This window comes from Williamsia herbipolensis (assembly GCF_036153515.1).
GTDB classification, from domain to species: Bacteria; Actinomycetota; Actinomycetes; order Mycobacteriales; family Mycobacteriaceae; genus Williamsia_A; species Williamsia_A herbipolensis.
The window spans coordinates 2,846,336-2,864,955 of record NZ_CP108021.1; the positions used below are offsets into that span (position 1 = coordinate 2,846,336).

Here is an 18,620-nt window from a genome sequence, read left to right on the forward strand (position 1 = left end):
AACTTCTTGGCCGCCAATCGCATGTTCGGGCGGGTCGCGGATGGCTAGCCTCGAAGGGGACATCGCACGACGCGGTGTCGTCTACGTGACGAGGTTGCAGCAGATGAGCGTTCGAGGACAGTCGGTGGCCATCATCGGGACCGGCTTCGCGGGCCTGGGCATGGCCGCGACCCTGCGCCGCGCCGGCCACGACGACTTCGTGTTGTTCGAGGCGGCCGACGACGTCGGTGGATGCTGGCGGGAGAACACCTACCCCGGAGCGGCATGCGACGTGCCCTCGCATCTGTATTCGTTCTCGTTCGCGCCGAGCGCGACGTGGTCGCGGCGGTTCGCGCCGCAGCCGGAGATCCTCGACTATCTCCGGTCGATCGCCGACACCTTCGCGCTGCGTCCGCACATCCGCTTCCGCAGTCGGGTCGCCGCGGCGACCTTCGACGACACGAGCGCGTCGTGGACCGTCCGTCTCGACGACGGCACCGAGACCGTGCACGACGTCGTCGTGTTCGCGTGCGGACAGCTCAGCAACCCGGTGATCCCCGCGATCGAGGGCGCGGAGTCGTTCCGCGGCAACCTGTTCCACTCGGCGCGCTGGGATCACGACGCCGACCTCACCGGCGCGCGGGTCGCAGTCATCGGCACGGGTGCCTCGGCGATCCAGTTCGTGCCGCGCCTCGCCGAGCAGGTCGGCCATCTCACGCTGCTGCAGCGCAGCGCCCCGTTCGTGATCCCCAAGGCGGACTACGCCTACCCCCGGTGGGCTCGAAGCATGTTCGCGCGAGTGCCTGCGCTGCAACGACTCTCGCGCTGGCTCACCTGGGCGACGCTGGAGCCACGGTCGATCGGGTTCACCAAGATCCCGGCGTTGCTCAAGATCGTGGGCCTCCGGTCGCGGCTGCACATGCGGCGCCAGATCACCGACCCCGCCACACGGGCCGCGGTGACCCCCGATCATCCGATCGGCTGCAAGCGCATCCTCATCTCCAACGACTACCTGGCCTCGTTGGACCGACCGAACGTCACCGTCACCACCACCGGCATCGACCGCATCACCCCCGACGGCGTGCGTCTCGCCAACGGGTCGACCGTGGAGGCCGACACCATCGTCTACGGCACCGGCTTCCATGCGACCGACTTCCTGCGCGGGATCACGGTCACGGGCGCAGAAGGCCGAGACCTGCACCGTGAGTGGGACGACGGCGCGCAGGCCCACCTCGGGGTGAGCGTGCACGGGTTCCCCAACATGTTCCTGCTCTACGGGCCGAACACGAACCTCGGCCACACGTCGATCATCCTGATGCTCGAGGCGCAGATGAAGTACGTCGTGCAGGCGGTCGAACACCTCGACGCCGGCCGGGCGCGAGCGGTGCAGGTGCGCGCCGACGTCGAGCGGCGGTCGAACCTCGCTCTGCAGTCGGCGCTGTCGAAGACCGTGTGGGAGCAGGGCTGCACCAGCTGGTACCGCACGGCCTCGGGTCGCAACACCAACAACTGGCCGGCGTCGACCGCCCACTACATCCGGGTCATGCGCTCGCTCGACGAGTCGGAGTTCGAGTGGACCCCGACCGACCGGAGCGCGTGACCCGACCCGGCGGCGCCGCGGCGATCAGGCGGCGGCGAGGGTGAAGATGACCGCGAGCGACACGATCGCGAGCACCACCGACGGCAGCGATGCCCCGCGGGTCTCGGAGTTGGCGTAGTCGCCGTTGCGGGCGTGGAACACCGTGGCGCCGATGAACACGATGAGCAGTCCGATCGCCGCGGCGATGCCGAGCGGATGCCAGGCGAGGCCGATCAGCAGGCCCGCCGCGCCGGCGACCTCGGCTCCACCGATGAACCGGATGAGCGACGCGCTGAGCCCCCGTCCGGAGAGCTGCTCGACCGCCGGTCCCTTCAGCAGGGCCTTGGGCGCGCCCGCACCCAGGCTGACCAGGGCGAGCACGACGCTGAGGATGACGGCGGTGATGAACATGGGACTCCTGTCGACGGCACGTCGGTCGTGGGGGACACGACCACATGTATTTGCGTAGGCAAGTACTGTCGCAGGAAATACTTGCCCACGCAAGTACGATCGGCACCGCAGGACGACGATCCGGAGGTGGTGGGAGTGACCGAACCGCTCGACGATGTCGAGGGCCGGGTGTGGCGTGCTCTCGCGCGGGCGTTGGTCGTGGTGCCCCGCGATCTGGAGACCGACCTGCAGAGGGAGTCGGGCCTCACCCTGGGCGAGTACCAGGTGCTCGTCATCCTGTCCGAGTCGCCCGAGAGGCGATGTCGTATGACCGAGCTCGCATCACTGGTGGGTCTGTCGGCGAGCCGGATGACGCGGCTGATCGCGGCGTTGACCGCACGCGGTGACACGACCCGGATGCGTGACGGGTGCGACCGACGGGGGATGAGCGCCGTGCTCACCGACGCCGGGTTCGCGCGACTCGAGCGCGCCTACCCCGCGCACCTCACGAGCGTGCGTGCGCGGGTGCTCGATCCGCTGCGGGCCGTCGACGCCGAGGCCCTCGCCGCGGCCCTCGAGGAGCTCGCAGGGCCGATCCCGCAGCTCAAGGGGTGACGCGTCAGCCCAATTGTGCTGCGAGGGCGCGCAGTTTCGGGATCTGGGTGGTCGGCGCGGTCGCGATCGAGGTCGCGAGTTCGCGGGCGGGGTCGTACACGCCCGCGGCCAGCTCGCGCTGAGCCATCGCCGCGGCCCCGGTCTCGCTGTCGGCCGACGCGAGCAGGACCGCGCGATCGAACGCCACCCCCGACTGGGCTCGCAGCCCGGCCAACGTCGCGTCGGTGATGTACCCGTCGGGCATCGCCTCGCCCGCGGCGGCCGAGGGCAGAGCCCAGTGGCCGCTCCATCCGTTCAGCTTCTGCAGCTCCGGCGTCTGCTGCGACACGATGAGCTTCCCGTAGTCGACGACCCGAGGGTCGGTTCCGCGATCGGCCGCGAGCTGTCCGACCTCGATGGCCCGCTGGTGATGACGGGCCATGGCGGTGACGAAGGCGTCGTCGGTGGCGTTGTGGGTGGCGGCGGGCCCGGGGTCGCTCCCGCACGCCGCCATCAGCATCACACCGATCACGGCGAGGACGGCGGCGGCGAACGCCGATCGGTGACGAGCGGGACGGCCGACGGTGCGCATGGCTCCAGTGTGCCCGCGTGAAAAGGCCCGTGGCTCGCCCCCGACATCGCTAGACTCCTGTCCAGTCGGTTGTCCAGGGTCGGATGCGCGGCCGGACGTGACGAGAACGGAGGTACGGGGTGTCCATCGACGGTCCTCGTCCCCAGCACGCGGAACTGGGCTTCTACGGTCTCGCCGGCCACACCGACTCGCCGCGGGATCTTCTCGACGAGGTGCGCACTGCCGACGACCTCGGACTCGGATCGGTGTTCCTTTCCGAGCGGTATTCGACGAAGGACGCCGGCGTTCTCACCGGCGCGGCCGCCGCCTCGAGCGAGCGGATCGGCGTCGCGACCGCCGCCACCAACCACAACACCCGCCATGTGCTGGTGACCGCGACGATGGCGGTCACCGCCCACCGCATGAGTCACGGGCGGTTTGCGCTCGGCCTCGGCCGCGGCTTCGACGTCCTGTTCGACCTGATGAACCTGCCGCGGATCACCTCCGCGCAGATGACCGACGCCGTCGACCTGCTGCGGCGGTTGTGGCGGGGCGAGTCGATCATCGACCACGACGGGCCCGCCGGCCGATTCCCGTTCCTGCGGTTGCAGATCGACGCCGACGAGGACATCCCGATCGTGCTCGTCGCGATCGGCGACGCGACGCTGCGCCTCGCCGGACAGATCGCCGACGGGGTCGTCCTGCACACGTTCCTCACCGACGACACCGTCGGGCGGCAGGTGGGTGTCATCCGCGACGCCGCCCTGCGTGCCGGACGTGATCCGGGTGCCATCCGCATCTGGTCGGTGCTGGCGACCGTCGGCGACTGGGTGCCCGAGCCCGACCGCACCCGCCGCATCGTCGGTCGGCTCGCCGCCTACCTGCAGGGCTACGGCGATCTGCTCGTACGCACCAACGGGTGGGATCGGCAGCGATTGGCGGAGTTTCGCGCCGACGAACGGGTGCAGGCCTTCCGTGGCGCGTTCGACGCCGACGCCACACCCGACGACATCGCCCATCTCAGTGCGCTGCTCCCGGCCGAGTGGACCTCGGCTGCGGCCACCGGATCGGCCACACACTGCGCCCGCCGGATCCTCGACCAGTTCGACGCCGGCGTCGACAGCGTGATCCTCCACGGCGCCACACCGGCCGAGATCGCGCCGCTGCTGCCGTCGTGGTCGACCCTCGCGCCCCAGAAGTGCGCCCGCGCCGCAGCGAACCCGGGGCGGCTGCGATGACCGTCCCCCTCGTGACCGACGTCGACGCCATGACGCCGGACTGGCTCACCGACCTGTTCGGCGCACCCGTCGAGACCGCGACGGCGCACCGCATCGGCACCGGACAGATCGCGTCGTGCCACCGCATCACGATGACCGGAGCCGGCGTCGACGCGGGTGTGGTGCCGCGCGCCGTGGTCGCGAAACTCCCCGCCGCCGACCCCGCCGCACGCGAGATGCTCGCCGGGGCCTACGCCTCGGAGGTCCGCTTCTACGCCCACCTCGCCGACACGGTCGAGATCGCCGTCCCGGCATGTCATCTCGCGATCATGAACGACACCGGCAGCGAGTTCACCCTGGTGTTGACCGACCTCCACGCCCACCACCAGGGCGACCAGATCGCCGGGTGCTCCACCGCCGCGGCCCTCGTCGCCGTGCGCAATCTCGCCGGTTTGCACGGCCCCCGGTGGTGCGACCCGACACTGCTCGCCCCGACCGCGCCGGATGTCCCCGCACTCACCGTGAACGGTCCCGCGGAGGCGGCGATGCTGGCGGAGCTCTACCCCTCGACGGTCGATCTGTTCCTCGATGCGGTCGGCGAGCAGCTCACCGCCGCCGACGTCGAGACCCTGCGCGAGGTCGGCGACGTCATCGAGCGGTGGAGCCTCGCGCGTCCGGAACGGTTCGCGCTCATCCACGGCGACCACCGTCTCGACAACCTCATGTTCGACGCCGGCGACACCGAGGTACTGGCCGTCGACTGGCAGACCGTCGGGATCGGTCTCCCCGCGCGCGATCTCGCGTTCTTCGTCGGCACCGCCCTCGAGCCGGGTGCGCGGAGGGCGGCGGAGACCGATCTGGTCGACGCCTACCACCAGGCGCTGCTCGGGCACGGCGTCACCGACCACGACCGGGACGAGTGCCACGACGACTACCGGTTCGCGATGATCCAGGGACCGCTGGTCTCGGTGTTCGGCTGCGCGTACGGCACCCGGTCCCCGCGCGGAGACGAGATGTTCGCGACCATGGTGCGCCGCTCGTGCGCGGCGATCCGGGACCTCGGCACCCTCGACCTCGCCCGTCACTGCTGAGCAGGCTTTGCGGATTCTTGACGTCGACCGCGGATTCTTTACGCGGTGACGCCTCCCGGAGGCGTCGGCGTCCGCGTACCCATGAGACATGACATCTTCGGTCGCCCCCGCCGTCTCGCCGAACATCCACCGCGTCCTCGCCGCAGCCGACGGCCCGCGGCACTTCCGGCTCCGCCCGCCTGCACCGATCCGGCTGCTCACGGCGGCGTGGGATCGCACCCACAACCCGGCGCGCGCCCTGTCGGGTCACGTCGCTATCGAGTACCCGATCACGACCGCGGTCGTCGCGACCCGCAACCTCTACGCCGTCACCGATGAGCTCCGCACCGCCCTCGAGGCGTCGGACCTCACGGGATTCACCTTCGGCGCTTTGGCCTCCACCCGCGACCGGCACCTGGTGAGCCACTGCGACACCGCCCTCGCGGGCACGCCGCGTCTGCACACCCTCGTGCTCACCGGCCGGGCCTGCTGCGCCGACATCGCGCCCTGGCGCTGCGACTCGCTCGCCCTCTCGCGCGCGGCGGCGACCTTCCTGTGGCGCCACGACCCGTCGCTGCTGGCGTTCACCCACGTGCTCGATATCGCCGAATCGTCCTCCACACCGCGCTGATCACCCATGTTCCGTCGTAAGGTCACTCCACCGGGAGTGACGGCGGAGGTGGACACGTGGCGCAGTGGCAACCGGAGCGTGGGCCGCACACGGTGTCGCCGGCCGGCGAGGGGTCACCGTCCGGGCACGTGATCGTCTGCGGCTTCGCCGGCATCGCGGTGCCGATCATCGACGGATTCCTCGACGCCGGCGAACAGGTGGTCGTCGTGGTGCGCACCGCCGACCCGGCCCTCGACGCGGCCGTCGCCCGGTGGGGCATCACGGTGCACACCGCGGTCGTCGGTGTAGCCGACGCGCTCGTCGACGCCGGGATCGCCGGAGCCGTCGCGGTGGTGTGCGTCGAGGAGAACGAGCTCCACAACCTCGAGACCGCCCTGGTGGCAGGGCAACTGCGTGCCGACGTCCGGGTGATCACCCAGCTCTCGAACGCGACGGTCGCCGGCGCGATGGACGACGGGTCGACCCCGGGGGCGGTACTCGACGTCGCCGACCTCGCCGCGCCCTCGGTGATCGAGGCGTGCCTCGGCATCGGCGACCACCACATCGACGCCGCCGGCATCGATTTCGTGGCGACCACCGTCACCGCCGGCCGGGCGGGCACGCTGCGCGAACGCTTCGGGGACCTCGCGCCGCTGGCGGTCTCCACCCACACCTCGGCGATGTCGCAGGCAGCCACACCGGCGACCGTGCTCTGCCCGGGGCGTGATCACCCCGTTCTCGCAGGCGATGTCGTGACGTTGCTCGGCACCGCCGACGAGTTCGCCGCCCAGGGCATCGCCACCGCCGCCGACGACACCCCGGTCGCGCCCGCACGCCGCCCGTCGCGGCCGCAGCGCGTGCGCGCCGCCGTCCGTGGATTCCGAGAAGATGCGAACCCCAACTTCTTCCGCATGATCGGCGTGCTGTTCTTCCTGCTCGCGTTGTCGACCACCGTGCTGCGACTGGGATACCAGAAGCCGGGCATGAGCGTTCTCGACGCCGTGTACTTCAGCACCGAGACCGTCGCCACGGTCGGGTACGGCGACTTCAACTTCGCCGATCAGCCACCGGCTCTGCGCATCTGGTCGATCATCCTCATGTTCGCGGGCCTCACCACGACCGCGATGATCATGGCGTTCCTCGCCGAACTGCTCATCTCCCGACGCATCGCCGAGGCGGCCGGACGACGACGTGCGCGGTTCATGACCGGACACGTCGTGGTGATCGGGCTGGGAGCGTTCGGGATCCGGGTCGCCCGCGAACTCCGCTCGCGCGGGCGGGACGTGGTGGTCATCGAACGGTCGTCGTCGAACCGCTTCCTCTCGGCCGCCGCCAAGGCGGGGATACCGGTGATCGTGGGTGACGCCACCGTCGCCGAGACGCTCTCCGACGCGCGCGTGCATCGCGCGGCGGCCGTCGCCGTTCTCACGAGCGACGACGTGATCAACATCGAGACCGGCATCGCCGTGCGCGGCGCTCTCGGCGACCGCTTCGCCGACGGGTCCCGTCGCGGCGTCCCCGTGGTCCTGCGTGTGTTCGACCGCGGCATGGGTGACGCCGTCGCCGCGCGATTCGGTTTCCGACATGTGCGCTCGACCGCGGAGCTGGCCGCGCCCTGGTTCATCGGCGCCGCGCTGGGTCTGGAGATCCTCGGCACGTTCTCTGTGCAGTCGACGTCGTTCATGGTCGGTCGGGTCCGGATCCGGGCCGACGGCGGACTCGTCGGGGTCGAGATGCGCGAGTTGTCGGCGAACACCCGCGTGATCGCCATCCGCCGTGCGTCCGGTGCGAGCGGGGCGGGCGACCTCGAGTACCCGCCGCGCCGGGGCACGAAGTTCGCGTCGGGTGACGACGCCTTCGTCGTCGGCCCCTACCAGGAGCTGCTCGCCGTGCTCGAACACCAACGCGCCGTCATCGACACCCCGCATTCGCCGTCGATCGGGCAGTGAACCCGCCGGGTCGGCATCGTCGTCGATCGTGCAGTCGTCCGGATCCCATCTCAACCGCGGGCTGCGCCGAGATGGCGGACGAAGAAGCGGGTCGCATCGTCGCCCGCGAACTGCGGGACGCCTGTGTGGCCACCCATGTTGGCGTGGAGGGTCTTCTGCGTCGATCCGAAGGCGTCGAACAGATCGAGAGACCGCGCTCGGTCATTGCCCTCGTCATCCCACTGGAGGAGAACGTGCAGCGGGATCGTGACCCGCCGGGCCTCGTGCATTGTCCGCTCCGGAACGTGGCTTCCTGCGAAGAGCGCAGCGGCTGCGATGCGCGGGTCGATCGCAGCCAGACGTACTCCGACTGCGATCACCCCGCCGGAGAACCCGATGCGTTCTCCGATCTCGGGGAGGTGGACGAGTTCGTCGAGTGTGGACTGCCATTCCGGTACGGCTTCATCGACGAGCGGAAGTATCAATCGATCGATGACGTCGTCCGCGGGTTGCTCCCCCGCGGCGATCGCACGCGTGAGATCCGCTCGGGCTCGCTTCGCGCCGGGCAGCGGGGTTCGGTCGCCCGCTCCGGGAAGCTCGACGGAGACCGCCGCGAAACCGTGCGCCGCGGCGCTGCGCGCTCGTGCCACGAGACGCGGGTACATCCGACGCATACCGAGTCCACCGGGTTGGCCCAGCAGGATGAGAGGAGCCGGTGCAGATGCGGCAGGAGGCGTCCAGAGGATGCCGGAGATGTCACCGATGGTGAACGTGCGCTCGGTGGTGCGCGCGTCGAGGGTGTGTTCAGACGTGACGTGCATGGTCGTGCCTCTCGGAATGCTGCTCGATGTGCGGCGCTCCCGGACGACCTATCGCCCGACCGTGACTTCCCAGAGGAGCACCATCGTCAATTTCTTCACGGTGTCACCTCCTGAGATTCCGATACGGACCCCGCTGATGGTATCAGCGCGGCGTAGCCTCAGACATGTTCTTGCCGAGCGGATTCGGCTGGTCGACGCCGTACACGAGGCAACAGAGCTGTCGAGCAAATTGTCCGCTGTGCTCAAACACCGGCGCGCCGTGACCCGCCCGCGGGGATGATGGCGTTCGTGAATCCTGTCGTCGTTCAGCGATCTCGAGACATACCGGTGAGCCCGTCGGCGGCGTTCGCCGCGACCATCCCGATCGACCTGACGGCGGTGTTTTGTCGCTGGTTCGGACCCATCCCGCCGATCCGCGAGGTGCGCGATCAGACCGGTGAGTGGACGTCGGCTCCGCAGCGACGCACGGTGCTCCTCACCGGAGGAGGGTCGATGCGCGAGGAGCTGGTCTCCGTGGACGCGCCACGATCCTTCGAGTACCGGCTGACCGACATCACCGGGGCCATGGCGCCCCTCGTCGACCATGTGGACGGCCGGTGGCGGTTCGACGCCACCGGGACAGGATCGACAGTCGTGACCTGGTCATGGACGTTGTATCCCAGGTCTGCCCTGGTCCGACCGCTGGTCGTCGCACTCGGATGGGTGTGGTTCGGCTACGCGCGTCGTGGCCTGGAACAGCTGGAGCGACTGATCACCCCGAACTGACGCCGCGCGACCGGCTCACGTTCCGGGGAGGTGGTATCGATGAGGCATGAGTGGCATCGATGCGGACGTGATCGTGGTGGGGGCGGGGATCGCCGGTCTGCGGTGTGCCGCGGCGTTGCGGTTGCGCGGGTTGTCCGTCCGCGTGCTCGAGGCCGACGCCGTGCCCGGTGGTCGGATCCGTACCGACGTGATCGACGGATTCCGCTGCGACCGCGGCTTCCAGCTGCTCAACCCTTCGTACCCTGCGGTGAAGCGACACGTCGACGTCGATGCGCTCGACCTGCGGGTGGCCGGGCGAGGCGTGCGGATCGTCGATGACTCGGGCGACGCGCGGACGATCGCCGATCCCACCCGACACCCCCGACTGTTGCCGGAGACGGTGCGGTCGGCGTTCGGTGTGGGCCTGCTGCGTCCGCTTGCGGTCGCCGGTGCGGTGCGGTGGGCGGTGCCCGCGGTCGGACCGGTGCGTCGTCTGGCGGCCGCACCCGACGCCGCGCTCGCCGACGACTGGGATCGCCTCGGACTGCGCGGACCGTTGCGCGACTCGCTGTTGGCGCCGTTCCTCAGTGGTGTCCTCGCCGACGGGGTCGGTGACACCTCCGATCGCTACGTCCGCCTCGTGCTGCGCAGCTTCCTCCTGGCGACACCCGGCGTGCCGAACGCCGGCATGCAGGCGTTTTCCGAACAGCTCGCCCGCACCGCCGGTGTCGACATCGCCTACTCGACCCGCGTCGAGGAGATCTCCGACGGCGCGTGCCCCTCGGTCCGGACCGCCGACGGCGCGGTCGTGCGTTCACGGGCGGTGGTGGTGGCGACCGACTCGGTCGACGCGGCGGCCCTCAGCGGCTCGGCGACGTCACCGATGCGCGGGCTCTCCACGTGGTGGTTCGAGGCCGACGGCCTCGCCTCCGACACCTTCCTCCGGGTGTCGGGTGTCGGCGGTGTCGTGGTCAACACGGCCGAGATGAGCTCCATTGCAACGGGATACGCGCCACCGGGGAAGACCCTCGTGCAGGCGACGACCCTGCTCGACGACACCGGCCCCGCGCCGGAGACGCAGGTGCGTGCCGAACTCGATCGCCTCTGGGGCACGACCACCGCGTCGTGGCGGGTCATCACACGCCACGACATCCGGCGCGCCCTGCCCAGACAGGAACCCGGAACACCCCTGCGGCGACCGCTGCAGGTGGGTGAGCGGCTGGTGTTCGCCGGCGATCACCGCGACACCCCGTCGATCCAGGGCGCGCTCGTCTCTGGCGGCCGCGCCGCGGCGCGGGTCGCGCGACTCATCGCCTGACCCCCACCCGCCAGTTGGGCAGGTAACGACCGCAGTTGGGCAGGAGACGCTCGCAGTTGGGCAGCGTCGTGTCGGATACCGGTCGACGGCGTGCGATCTGGGTGTTGACCTTGACGCAGCGTCAAGGTCGGACGCTGTGCGCATGACAACGACAACCGACCACGGTGACCCGGCCTCCGCGCCCGCCATCGCCATTCGTGGGCTCACGAAATCGTTCGCAGATCTCCGCGTGCTCGACGGCGTCGACCTCGAGGTCGCGTCGGGCAGCATCGTCGCGCTCCTCGGCTCGAACGGCGCTCGCCCCCGAACGAGACCTCTGGGTCATGTTCGCCGCGCAGTGGCCCGACTCGATCGGTCCTCGATCGGCAACGGAAGTATGTGTCGGACCGTCGTTTCGTGAACCTGATGGACGCGATGGCGCAGACCGCACATCCCTCGGTCGCACGGGTCCGGCAACAGGTGGCCGAGCGTGGGTGGACCGGCTGGAGCTGGATGGAGAAGCGCTCCACCTGCGGCGATCGCCGACGTGCGAGCCCGACTGACTCGACCACGTGCCCGAACCGGTGCGTGTAGGTGCCCAACTGCGGTCGCTACCTGCCCAACTGGGGTCCTTACCTGCCCAACTGCGGTCGTCACGTGCCCAACCGATGGGGTTATGTGCCCAACTGCGGTCGTTATGTGCCCAACTGGGGTGGTCAGGTGCCCGACGGGGGTGTCTGCGGGGTGCGGATGAGGCGGGCGTAGAGCTCGGCGAGTTCGTCGGTGACCTCGCCGAGGTCGAGAGGACCGACGCCCGACATCCGCAGTGCCCGGTTGAGGCCGGCGACGTCGAGATCGGCGAACACGTCGATCGACGGCGGGCTCGGCAGGGGCGGCGGTGTGAACCCGGAACCGTAGAAGTCGACCACCTCGGGCGCGCGGACGCGGACCGGCCGGGTCGGCTCGTCGGTGTCGTCGCGCAGATGGGCCAGGAGCGTGGCGATCTCGGCGCCCATCATCGTCAGCGCGATCGACGGCGACTTGTCGATCTGCGCGGCCATCTCGTACCCGAGCGCCAGCACGTGGATGCAGCGCGGTTCCTCGTCGGGACAGTTGCAGTCACCTCGGACGTCGGCGGGCTCGGTGGGCAGCACCAGCGAACCGAGGATCCGCGGCTGTTCACCGCGCGCGACGGCCAACAGGTCGTCGGTGGCGTCCCTCTCGCGCAGCAGGGCAACGACGGTGTCGGGTTCGACGGTCCGCATCGTCAGCGAGGTCTCGAACGGTTCGACCTGGCTGCCCTGCACGAGGGCGGTCACCGTGCCGGGTCGAACGCGCACGTCGAGGATCGTGCGTTCGCGGAAGTAGGTGCGCGCCTTGCCGACCCGACGCGTGTCCTCGGGGCGGTCGATGACGGCGAGTACCGCTCGCGACCACGCGGTGAGCCCGTATCCGCGGACGGGTGCGTCCTTCTTCCGGGGGCTCACTCGCCCACCGCCTCGTCGCGCAGGCGCATGAGGTCGTACAACTGGTCGTCGTCGATTTTTCCGAGCCAGCTCTCGCCGGCGGTGACGGTGAGATCGGAGAGCGCGCGTTTGTCGGTGATCATCGCGTCGATGCGCTCCTCGATCGTCCCGACGCACACGAACGTGCGCACCTCGACCCGCTTGGTCTGTCCGATGCGGTAGGCGCGGTCGGTGGCCTGGGCCTCCACCGCGGGGTTCCACCACCGGTCGAGGTGCACGACGTGATTCGCGGCGGTGAGGTTCAGCCCGGTCCCGCCGGCCTTGAGCGACGCCATCAGCACCGGTGGGCCCGCCGCGTCCTGGAACTCGGCGACCATCCGGTCGCGTGCTGTCCGCGAGAGTCCGCCGTGCAGGAACGACACGTCGTCGCCGCACACCTTCGACAACCACGGCGCGAGCATCTCGCCGAACGCCGTGAACTGGGTGAAGATCAGGGCGCGTTCACCGTCGGCCACGATGTTCTCGAGGATGTCGCCGAGCAACTCGAGCTTGCCGGACCGATGGGCGTTGCGCCGGAGCAGGGCCGATCCGTCGCCGAGGAAATGCGCGGGGTGGTTGCACACCTGCTTCAGCCGGGTCAGCGCGGCGAGAACCGTTCGCACCCGGTGTCCTTCGTCGCCCGAGGCCATCGACTGCTCCCGACCGAGCGCCTGCATCAGGTCGTCGGTGACGGCGCGGTAGAGCGCCGCCTGCTCGACGGTCAGGTTGGCGCGCACGGTCAGCTCGGTCTTCTCGGGCAGGTCGGCGATGATCGTCGGATCGGTCTTCACCCGACGCAGGATGAACGGCGAGGTGATCGCGTTCAGTCGGCGCGCGGCCTCCGGATCGCGCTCGCGCTCGATGGATTCGGCGAATCGTGCCTTGAACACCGACGGAGACCCGAGCAGACCGGGGTTGACCAGATCGATCACCGCACGCAGGTCCTCGAGGCGGTTCTCCACGGGCGTGCCGGTCAGCGCGATCCGTTGCCGCGCATCGATGCTGCGGACCGCGCGCGACGCGGCCGTGGCGACGTTCTTGATGTGTTGCGCCTCGTCGACCACGACATGGCGCCAGGCCACCGTCCGCAACGACTCCGCGTCGCGGGTGGCGATCGCGAACGTGGTGATGGTGACGTCGGTGTCGAGTGCCGCGGCGGTGAAGGGGTCGCGTCGTGCGCGGCCCGGGCCGTGGTGCACCATCACGCGCAGATGCGGTGCGAAGCGCGCGATCTCCCGTTCCCAGTTGCCCACCACCGACATCGGGCAGACGATCAGCGTCGGCCCCGGGCGGTCAACGACTGCATCCGCAGCGACGGCCTCGCGCTCACTGCACAGCAGCGCGATCACCTGGACGGTCTTGCCCAGGCCCATGTCGTCGGCGAGAACGGCACCGATGCCGAGCGATGCGAGGTGTGCGAGCCATTCCATCCCACGGTGCTGGTAGGGCCGGAGTTCGGCGGCCAGCGTCGACGGGGTGTCGAGCGGCTCGGGTGTGAGAGTGCCGCCGGCCGCGACCTCGTCGAGCCACGACAGGCCCGACACCGACGTCACCGGCACGCCCAGGCGGTCGGCACCGCCGGTGACGAGTCCGAACAGCTCGCCCATGTCGGCGGGATGGCCGGAGGCGGCCAGGGCCCGCTGGGTGGTGATGAACTCCGCGGCCCGGCTCAGCGCGGATCCCTCCGCGCGGATCCAGACGCCCCGCACCCGGACGAGACCGCCCTTCTGTTCGGCGAGGGACGCGAGCTCGCCGTCGTCGAGGACGTCCTCACCGATCGCCAACTGCCACTGGAACTCCCGGATCTCCGACAGCCCCACCATCACCGACCGCTCGACGGTGGCGCCGACGCCGGTGCGGCCCCGCAGCGACAGCGCCGGGGTGACCGCCGCCAGGGTGCGGGGCAGCAGCACGACGATGCCCGCGCGCCCGAGCTGCTCGGCCCCGGTGTCGAGAAGGTCGGTGACGAGGTCGGTGTCGAGCAGGAAGTCGAGGGTGGCGCGATCGTGCCCGGCACGGGACAGCCCGGCGAAAGCCCTTACGGCACCGGCGATCTCGGTGGTCACCTCGTCGAGCTCGTGCGGTCCGAGCCGGTGCAGATCGATGGGCACGTCGAGGCCGTCGGTGCTGCGACGACACACCTGCAGCCGCCATCGATCGTCGGGAACGGTGTACGGGTCGTCGTCATCGGGGTACTCGGGCTCGTGGAGTCGGAGCACCAGCGCGCTCTCGTTCTCCCGTACGCCGTCGGCCCACTCCTGCCATGCGGTCGAGGCCGCCGAGGCGCGGTCGGACGACATCGGGAGCTCGTCGTCGGAACCCGGCAGCAGTGAGCGGACCAGCGACGACCGGAACACGCCGTGCGACAGGCCGTCACAGCGTCGTCGGCACTCGTGGTCGGTGATCTCGCGGCAGAAGTCGGCCACCGCCTCGGCGCCGCCGTTCGCGATCACCACCGGTGGTGCCGCCGAGACCGCCCCCGACATCCACGCTCGCCACGGGATCCCGGGCAGCGGCGCCCATCGGTTCGACCAACTGCCCGCCGACCACGCCAGCGCCGGCGTCACCGAACCGGCCGAGACGAAGCGCCGCACCGACGCCGCGAGGTACGCGTAGTAGCCGAGCTCACCGGACGACGGCAGGCCGGGGGCGTCGAGGAGGTCGGTCGCGGCCGCCGGCCCCAGCGTCAACGACGCCACCTGACGCACCGTGCCCTCGCCGGGGCCGTGCACGGTGATGGTGCGCCGCAGGGTACGGCCGGAGACGATATCGGCGACCGGCCCGGGGATCGAGGCCTCGTCCGGGGTGGCGGTGGGTGCCCCGTCGGAGTCGGTGAACCACAGTGACAATCCGACGCCGGGACGCCACAGTGCGTGCGTCGATCCAGCGGAGGTCACGGATTCCATCCTGGCACGGGCCACCGACGCCGGATCGTCGTCACCGAGATCGTCCGAGCCGGGGCCCAGCTCCGGCAATGTGCCGGAGCTGTCGGTCAGGACGGACGATGTCGGTCGATCTTCTGCGATCAACCCCTGTCGCAGGCCGTCCCGTCGCCGTCCCCGTCCAAGCCCGCGCGATAGCCGGGCTCGCCGGCTCGGATCGGAGCGGCGCCCGCGGCCCTGGCGGCCGCGCAGTTCCGGTAGTAGACGTCGCCCCCGTCCGGAATTACCGGCGCGGCCGGCGCAGGGGGCGGCGGTGTGTAGCGGGGAACGGGTCGCGGCACCGGCGTCTGGGTGCGGGTCTCGGGAACCGGGGCCGGGGCGGCAACCGCGCCGCAGGTGGTGAGCACGCGGGTGATCGCGTCCTTCTCGGCCTGGGTGACCCAGAGTCCGTACACCGACTTCACCTGTACCTGCCTGCTCACGTATGTGCAGCGGAACGCCCGGGAGGGCGGCAGCCAGGTGGCAGCGTCGCCGTCGCCCTTGCGCTGATTCGTGGGTCCGTCGGTGGCCTGCAGGTTGCGGGGGTCGTTGGCCAGGTCGCGACGCTTGTCGGCCGAGAGTTGTTGCGCACCTTTCTGCCACGCGTCGCTCAGCGCGACCACGTGGTCGATCTGGACGTCGTCGGAGGTCTGCGCGCCGCGGGTGAACGCGATGGACGTCCCGGTGTACGGGTCGGCGAGCGTCCCGGTCAGCACTACGCATCCTCGGGTGCCCGGCCGCACGGTGATGGCGGTGAGGTCGCGCCGCAGGATGTCGTTGCGGGTGTCGCAGCCGTTGTGGCCACCGTCGACGTCGACGTCGTCGCTCCACGCCTGCCCGAATTGCGTTCGGCTGTAACCGGTCTTGGGCGCACGGCCCTTCACGGCCAACCCGTCGAGCTGCGTCAGGGCCGCCTGGGCCTGGGTGGTCGACCCGACGGCCGCCGCGGTCGACGGCGCCGGTGCCGGCCTATTCGAGTTCGTGGTCACAGGGGCAGAACTCGATGGGGCAGCGCTCGACTCGGTGCCGGACGACGGCGTCGCGACCACTGCTGCGGCCTGGTCCGACGACTGCTTGGTGTCATCGGGGGCGATCAACCCGACGGCGACGACCGCGCCGATCGCCCCGACTGCGATCCACGGCCATCGACGCCGCCGGCGCGGCGGCGATCCCTGGCCGGACTTGTAGCCGGCGGGGCGGGTCCAGTCGGGTTCGGTCATCGGTGGGCCCTGCGTGTCAGGTGATCGACACGCCGCCGTCGACGACGATGGTCTGGCCGGTGACGTATCCGCCGGCGGGCGAGGCGAGCCACACCGCGGTCGCGGCGAGCTCGGCCGGGTCTCCGGTGCGGCCCAACAGCTGTCGCGGCTGCTGCGATTCGAGGTAGCCGTCGTGGTACTGGTCGGTCATCTCCGAGGCGAAGAAGCCCGGCGCGATCGCGTTGACGCGAATGCCTTTTCGGCTCCCCCACTGCTGGGCGAGGTCGCGGGTGAGCCCGATGACGCCGGCCTTGCTGGCGGCGTAGGCGGCCTGCGGCAGACCGGCGGTGGTGATGCCGAGGATGCTTGCGATGTTGATGATCGAGCTGCCCGGGGCCATCACCTTGCCCGCGGCCTGCGCCGTCCAGTACGAGCCGTTGAGGTTGATGTCGATGACCGAGCGGAACTGCTCGACGGTCTCCCGCGTCGCGGGCACCGCGGTCCCGACGCCGGCGTTGTTGATGAGCACGTCGACCTGACCGAACTCCGCCATGGCGGCGTCGACGAGCGCGGCGCACGCCTCGGGATCGGCGACGTCGGTGGCGACGGTGAGCGCCTTCGCGCCGGCCGACTCCACCAGCGACTTCGTCTCCGCGAGCTTCTCGACCCGGCGCGCGGCGAGGACGACCGATGCGCCCGCCTCGGCCGACGCCTTCGCGAACGCGACACCGAGACCGGCGGACGCGCCGGTGACGATGACGACCTTGCCGTCGAGTCGGAACATGTCGAGAACGGACACCAATGTCTCCTCGTGTGGTCGGGCCCCTGCGAGGGACGCTACCGGAGACTACAAACCGAGATCGCGGCCGATGATCTCCTTCATGATCTCGTTGGAGCCGGCCCAGATCTTGGTGACGCGCGCGTCCTTCCACGCCTGGGCGATGCGGTATTCGTTCATGAACCCGTAGCCGCCGTGCAGCTGCAGGCAGGTGTCGAGGATCGAGTTCTGGATCTCGGCGGTCCACCACTTCGCCTTGGCGGCGTCGGCGGCCGAGAGCTCACCGTCGGCGTGGGCGCTCACGCACGCGTCGACGAACGCCTGCGTCACGTCGATCTTCGTGGCCAGTTCGGCGATCGTGAACTTGTTGAACTGGAACGACCCGACGGCCTGGCCGAAGGCCTTGCGCTCGCTGACGTAGGTGAGGGTCTCGCCGAACAACGCCTTCGCGTGCGCCAGGTTCGACACCGCGCAGTTGAGGCGCTCCTGCGGCAGGAACGTCATCATGTGGATGAAGCCGCGGTCGACCTCGCCGATCACGTTCTCCGCGGGGACGCGGACGTCGGAGAAGAAGAGCTCGGCGGTGTCGGACTCGGGCTGACCGACCTTGTCGAGTTTGCGGCCCCGCTCGAACCCGGGCATGCCCTTCTCGATCGCGAACATGGTGATGCCCTTGGACTTCTTCTCCGGCGAGGTCTTGACCGCGGCGACCACGAGATCGGCGTTGTAGCCGTTGGTGATGAAGGTCTTCGACCCGTTGATGACCCAGTCGGTGCCCTCCTGTCGGGCGGTGGTCTTGATGCCGGCGAGGTCGGATCCGGCGGCGGGCTCGGTCATCGCGATCGCGGTGACGATGTCGCCGGTGCAGAAACCGGGCAGCCAGCGCTCGCGCTGCTCCTCGGTGGTCAGCTGGGTGAGGTAGGGCGCGACGATGTCGACGTGGATGCCGAACGCCGACGGCAGGGCGGCGCTCACGCCCGAGAGCACCTCGGTGAACATCGCGTTGAACCGGTAGTCACCGGCCTCGGAGCCGCCGTAGGTCTCGGGGACCTCGAGACCGAGGAAGCCCGATTCGCCCGCGCGCTTCCAGATCTCGCGGTCGATGTAGCGCTGCTCGATGATCGACTCGTGCCGCGGCATGACGTAGCGGTCGACGAATTCCTGGGCCGACTCACCGAAGGCGACGTGGTCGGGTCCGTACAGGGTCCTGCGCATGGTTCTCCTCGAGGTGACACGGGGTTACCGACGGGTAACCACATGTGTGACCATGCTGCGCGACCGAGGAGCCAGCGTCAAAACGGCAGCGCCATCGCGCAGATGCGGTCGCTGCACCGCGCGGTGCCCGCGTGAGCGGAGACGATGGCCGAGGCCGTCGGGGGGTTGCTAGATTGCCGCTGTGAACTGCGGTTTCGTGGTT

Annotated in this window: 16 protein-coding genes; 8 read left to right on the forward strand and 8 right to left on the reverse strand. The window is 70.0% G+C overall.

All coding sequences use genetic code 11. The annotated features are described in order from the left end of the window. The first annotated feature begins 103 nt into the window (after positions 1 to 103). Positions 104 to 1,579 (forward strand): flavin-containing monooxygenase, encoded by a 1,476-nt coding sequence (locus tag OG579_RS12825; protein ID WP_328856235.1) that lies wholly within the window; start codon positions 104 to 106, stop codon positions 1,577 to 1,579. A 24-nt stretch (positions 1,580 to 1,603) separates the two neighbouring features. Here OG579_RS12825 and OG579_RS12830 read toward each other — a convergent pair whose 3' ends face one another. Beyond that, positions 1,604 to 1,969, reverse strand: coding sequence for a DoxX family protein (locus tag OG579_RS12830; protein WP_328856236.1), 366 nt, complete (start codon positions 1,967 to 1,969; stop codon positions 1,604 to 1,606). 135 nt (positions 1,970 to 2,104) lie between these two features. On the opposite strand from OG579_RS12830, the gene OG579_RS12835 reads away from it, so the two are divergent. Then, positions 2,105 to 2,563 (forward strand): MarR family winged helix-turn-helix transcriptional regulator, encoded by a 459-nt coding sequence (locus OG579_RS12835; protein ID WP_328856237.1) that lies wholly within the window; start codon positions 2,105 to 2,107, stop codon positions 2,561 to 2,563. Positions 2,564 to 2,567: 4 nt separating this feature from the next. On the opposite strand, the gene OG579_RS12840 is transcribed toward OG579_RS12835, so the two are convergent. Then, a complete protein-coding gene (locus OG579_RS12840) occupies positions 2,568 to 3,134 on the reverse strand; it encodes a DUF305 domain-containing protein (protein ID WP_328856238.1) in 567 nt (188 codons plus the stop codon). Positions 3,135 to 3,253: 119 nt separating this feature from the next. Here OG579_RS12840 and OG579_RS12845 point away from each other — a divergent pair, with 119 nt between their 5' ends. From OG579_RS12845 to OG579_RS12860, 4 genes are all read left to right on the forward strand, one after another. Continuing rightward, complete coding sequence (locus OG579_RS12845; RefSeq protein ID WP_328856239.1) at positions 3,254 to 4,351, forward strand: TIGR03857 family LLM class F420-dependent oxidoreductase; 1,098 nt, start codon at positions 3,254 to 3,256, stop codon at positions 4,349 to 4,351. Then, a complete protein-coding gene (locus OG579_RS12850) occupies positions 4,348 to 5,421 on the forward strand; it encodes a phosphotransferase family protein (protein WP_328856240.1) in 1,074 nt (357 codons plus the stop codon). Before OG579_RS12845 ends, OG579_RS12850 begins: the two co-directional genes overlap by 4 nt. A gap of 88 nt (positions 5,422 to 5,509) precedes the next feature. Beyond that, positions 5,510 to 6,031, forward strand: a complete 522-nt coding sequence (locus OG579_RS12855) for a hypothetical protein (protein WP_328856241.1) — start codon at positions 5,510 to 5,512, stop codon at positions 6,029 to 6,031. A 56-nt stretch (positions 6,032 to 6,087) separates the two neighbouring features. After that, positions 6,088 to 7,959, forward strand: a complete 1,872-nt coding sequence (locus OG579_RS12860; protein ID WP_328856242.1) for an NAD-binding protein — start codon at positions 6,088 to 6,090, stop codon at positions 7,957 to 7,959. Between the two features lie 50 nt (positions 7,960 to 8,009). Here the strand turns inward: OG579_RS12860 and OG579_RS12865 are convergent, their stop codons facing one another. Then, positions 8,010 to 8,759 (reverse strand): dienelactone hydrolase family protein, encoded by a 750-nt coding sequence (locus OG579_RS12865; RefSeq protein ID WP_328856243.1) that lies wholly within the window; start codon positions 8,757 to 8,759, stop codon positions 8,010 to 8,012. A 279-nt stretch (positions 8,760 to 9,038) separates the two neighbouring features. Here OG579_RS12865 and OG579_RS12870 point away from each other — a divergent pair, with 279 nt between their 5' ends. Together OG579_RS12870 and OG579_RS12875 are read left to right on the forward strand one after the other, a co-directional pair. Beyond that, on the forward strand, positions 9,039 to 9,524 hold the full coding sequence (locus tag OG579_RS12870; RefSeq protein ID WP_328856244.1) for an SRPBCC family protein: 486 nt from the start codon (positions 9,039 to 9,041) through the stop codon (positions 9,522 to 9,524). A 46-nt stretch (positions 9,525 to 9,570) separates the two neighbouring features. Beyond that, on the forward strand, positions 9,571 to 10,821 hold the full coding sequence (locus OG579_RS12875) for an FAD-dependent oxidoreductase (protein ID WP_328856245.1): 1,251 nt from the start codon (positions 9,571 to 9,573) through the stop codon (positions 10,819 to 10,821). A 695-nt stretch (positions 10,822 to 11,516) separates the two neighbouring features. Here the strand turns inward: OG579_RS12875 and OG579_RS12885 are convergent. The 5 genes from OG579_RS12885 to OG579_RS12905 form a co-directional block, all read right to left on the reverse strand. Next, positions 11,517 to 12,287 carry an SWIM zinc finger family protein gene (locus OG579_RS12885; RefSeq protein ID WP_328856246.1) on the reverse strand — a complete coding sequence of 257 codons (771 nt, stop codon included), beginning with the start codon at positions 12,285 to 12,287 and terminating at the stop codon, positions 11,517 to 11,519. Then, positions 12,284 to 15,211 carry a DEAD/DEAH box helicase gene (locus OG579_RS12890; protein WP_328856247.1) on the reverse strand — a complete coding sequence of 976 codons (2,928 nt, stop codon included), beginning with the start codon at positions 15,209 to 15,211 and terminating at the stop codon, positions 12,284 to 12,286. Before OG579_RS12890 ends, OG579_RS12885 begins: the two co-directional genes overlap by 4 nt. 119 nt (positions 15,212 to 15,330) lie before the next feature. Then, complete coding sequence (locus tag OG579_RS12895) at positions 15,331 to 16,446, reverse strand: GmrSD restriction endonuclease domain-containing protein (protein WP_328856248.1); 1,116 nt, start codon at positions 16,444 to 16,446, stop codon at positions 15,331 to 15,333. A gap of 16 nt (positions 16,447 to 16,462) precedes the next feature. Continuing rightward, on the reverse strand, positions 16,463 to 17,224 hold the full coding sequence (locus OG579_RS12900; protein ID WP_045824822.1) for an SDR family NAD(P)-dependent oxidoreductase: 762 nt from the start codon (positions 17,222 to 17,224) through the stop codon (positions 16,463 to 16,465). Positions 17,225 to 17,272: 48 nt separating this feature from the next. After that, positions 17,273 to 18,418 (reverse strand): acyl-CoA dehydrogenase family protein, encoded by a 1,146-nt coding sequence (locus OG579_RS12905; protein ID WP_045824821.1) that lies wholly within the window; start codon positions 18,416 to 18,418, stop codon positions 17,273 to 17,275. Positions 18,419 to 18,620 lie beyond the last annotated feature (202 nt).

Coding starts and splice junctions, on each gene's coding strand:
- OG579_RS12825 (WP_328856235.1), top strand. CDS start 104: ATGAGCGTTCGAGGACAGTCGGTGGCCATCATCGGGACCGGCTTCGCG.
- OG579_RS12830 (WP_328856236.1), bottom strand. CDS start 1,969: ATGTTCATCACCGCCGTCATCCTCAGCGTCGTGCTCGCCCTGGTCAGC.
- OG579_RS12840 (WP_328856238.1), bottom strand. CDS start 3,134: ATGCGCACCGTCGGCCGTCCCGCTCGTCACCGATCGGCGTTCGCCGCC.
- OG579_RS12850 (WP_328856240.1), top strand. CDS start 4,348: ATGACCGTCCCCCTCGTGACCGACGTCGACGCCATGACGCCGGACTGG.
- OG579_RS12855 (WP_328856241.1), top strand. CDS start 5,510: ATGACATCTTCGGTCGCCCCCGCCGTCTCGCCGAACATCCACCGCGTC.
- OG579_RS12865 (WP_328856243.1), bottom strand. CDS start 8,759: ATGCACGTCACGTCTGAACACACCCTCGACGCGCGCACCACCGAGCGC.
- OG579_RS12870 (WP_328856244.1), top strand. CDS start 9,039: ATGGCGTTCGTGAATCCTGTCGTCGTTCAGCGATCTCGAGACATACCG.
- OG579_RS12875 (WP_328856245.1), top strand. CDS start 9,571: ATGAGTGGCATCGATGCGGACGTGATCGTGGTGGGGGCGGGGATCGCC.
- OG579_RS12890 (WP_328856247.1), bottom strand. CDS start 15,211: ATGGAATCCGTGACCTCCGCTGGATCGACGCACGCACTGTGGCGTCCC.
- OG579_RS12895 (WP_328856248.1), bottom strand. CDS start 16,446: ATGACCGAACCCGACTGGACCCGCCCCGCCGGCTACAAGTCCGGCCAG.
- OG579_RS12905 (WP_045824821.1), bottom strand. CDS start 18,418: ATGCGCAGGACCCTGTACGGACCCGACCACGTCGCCTTCGGTGAGTCG.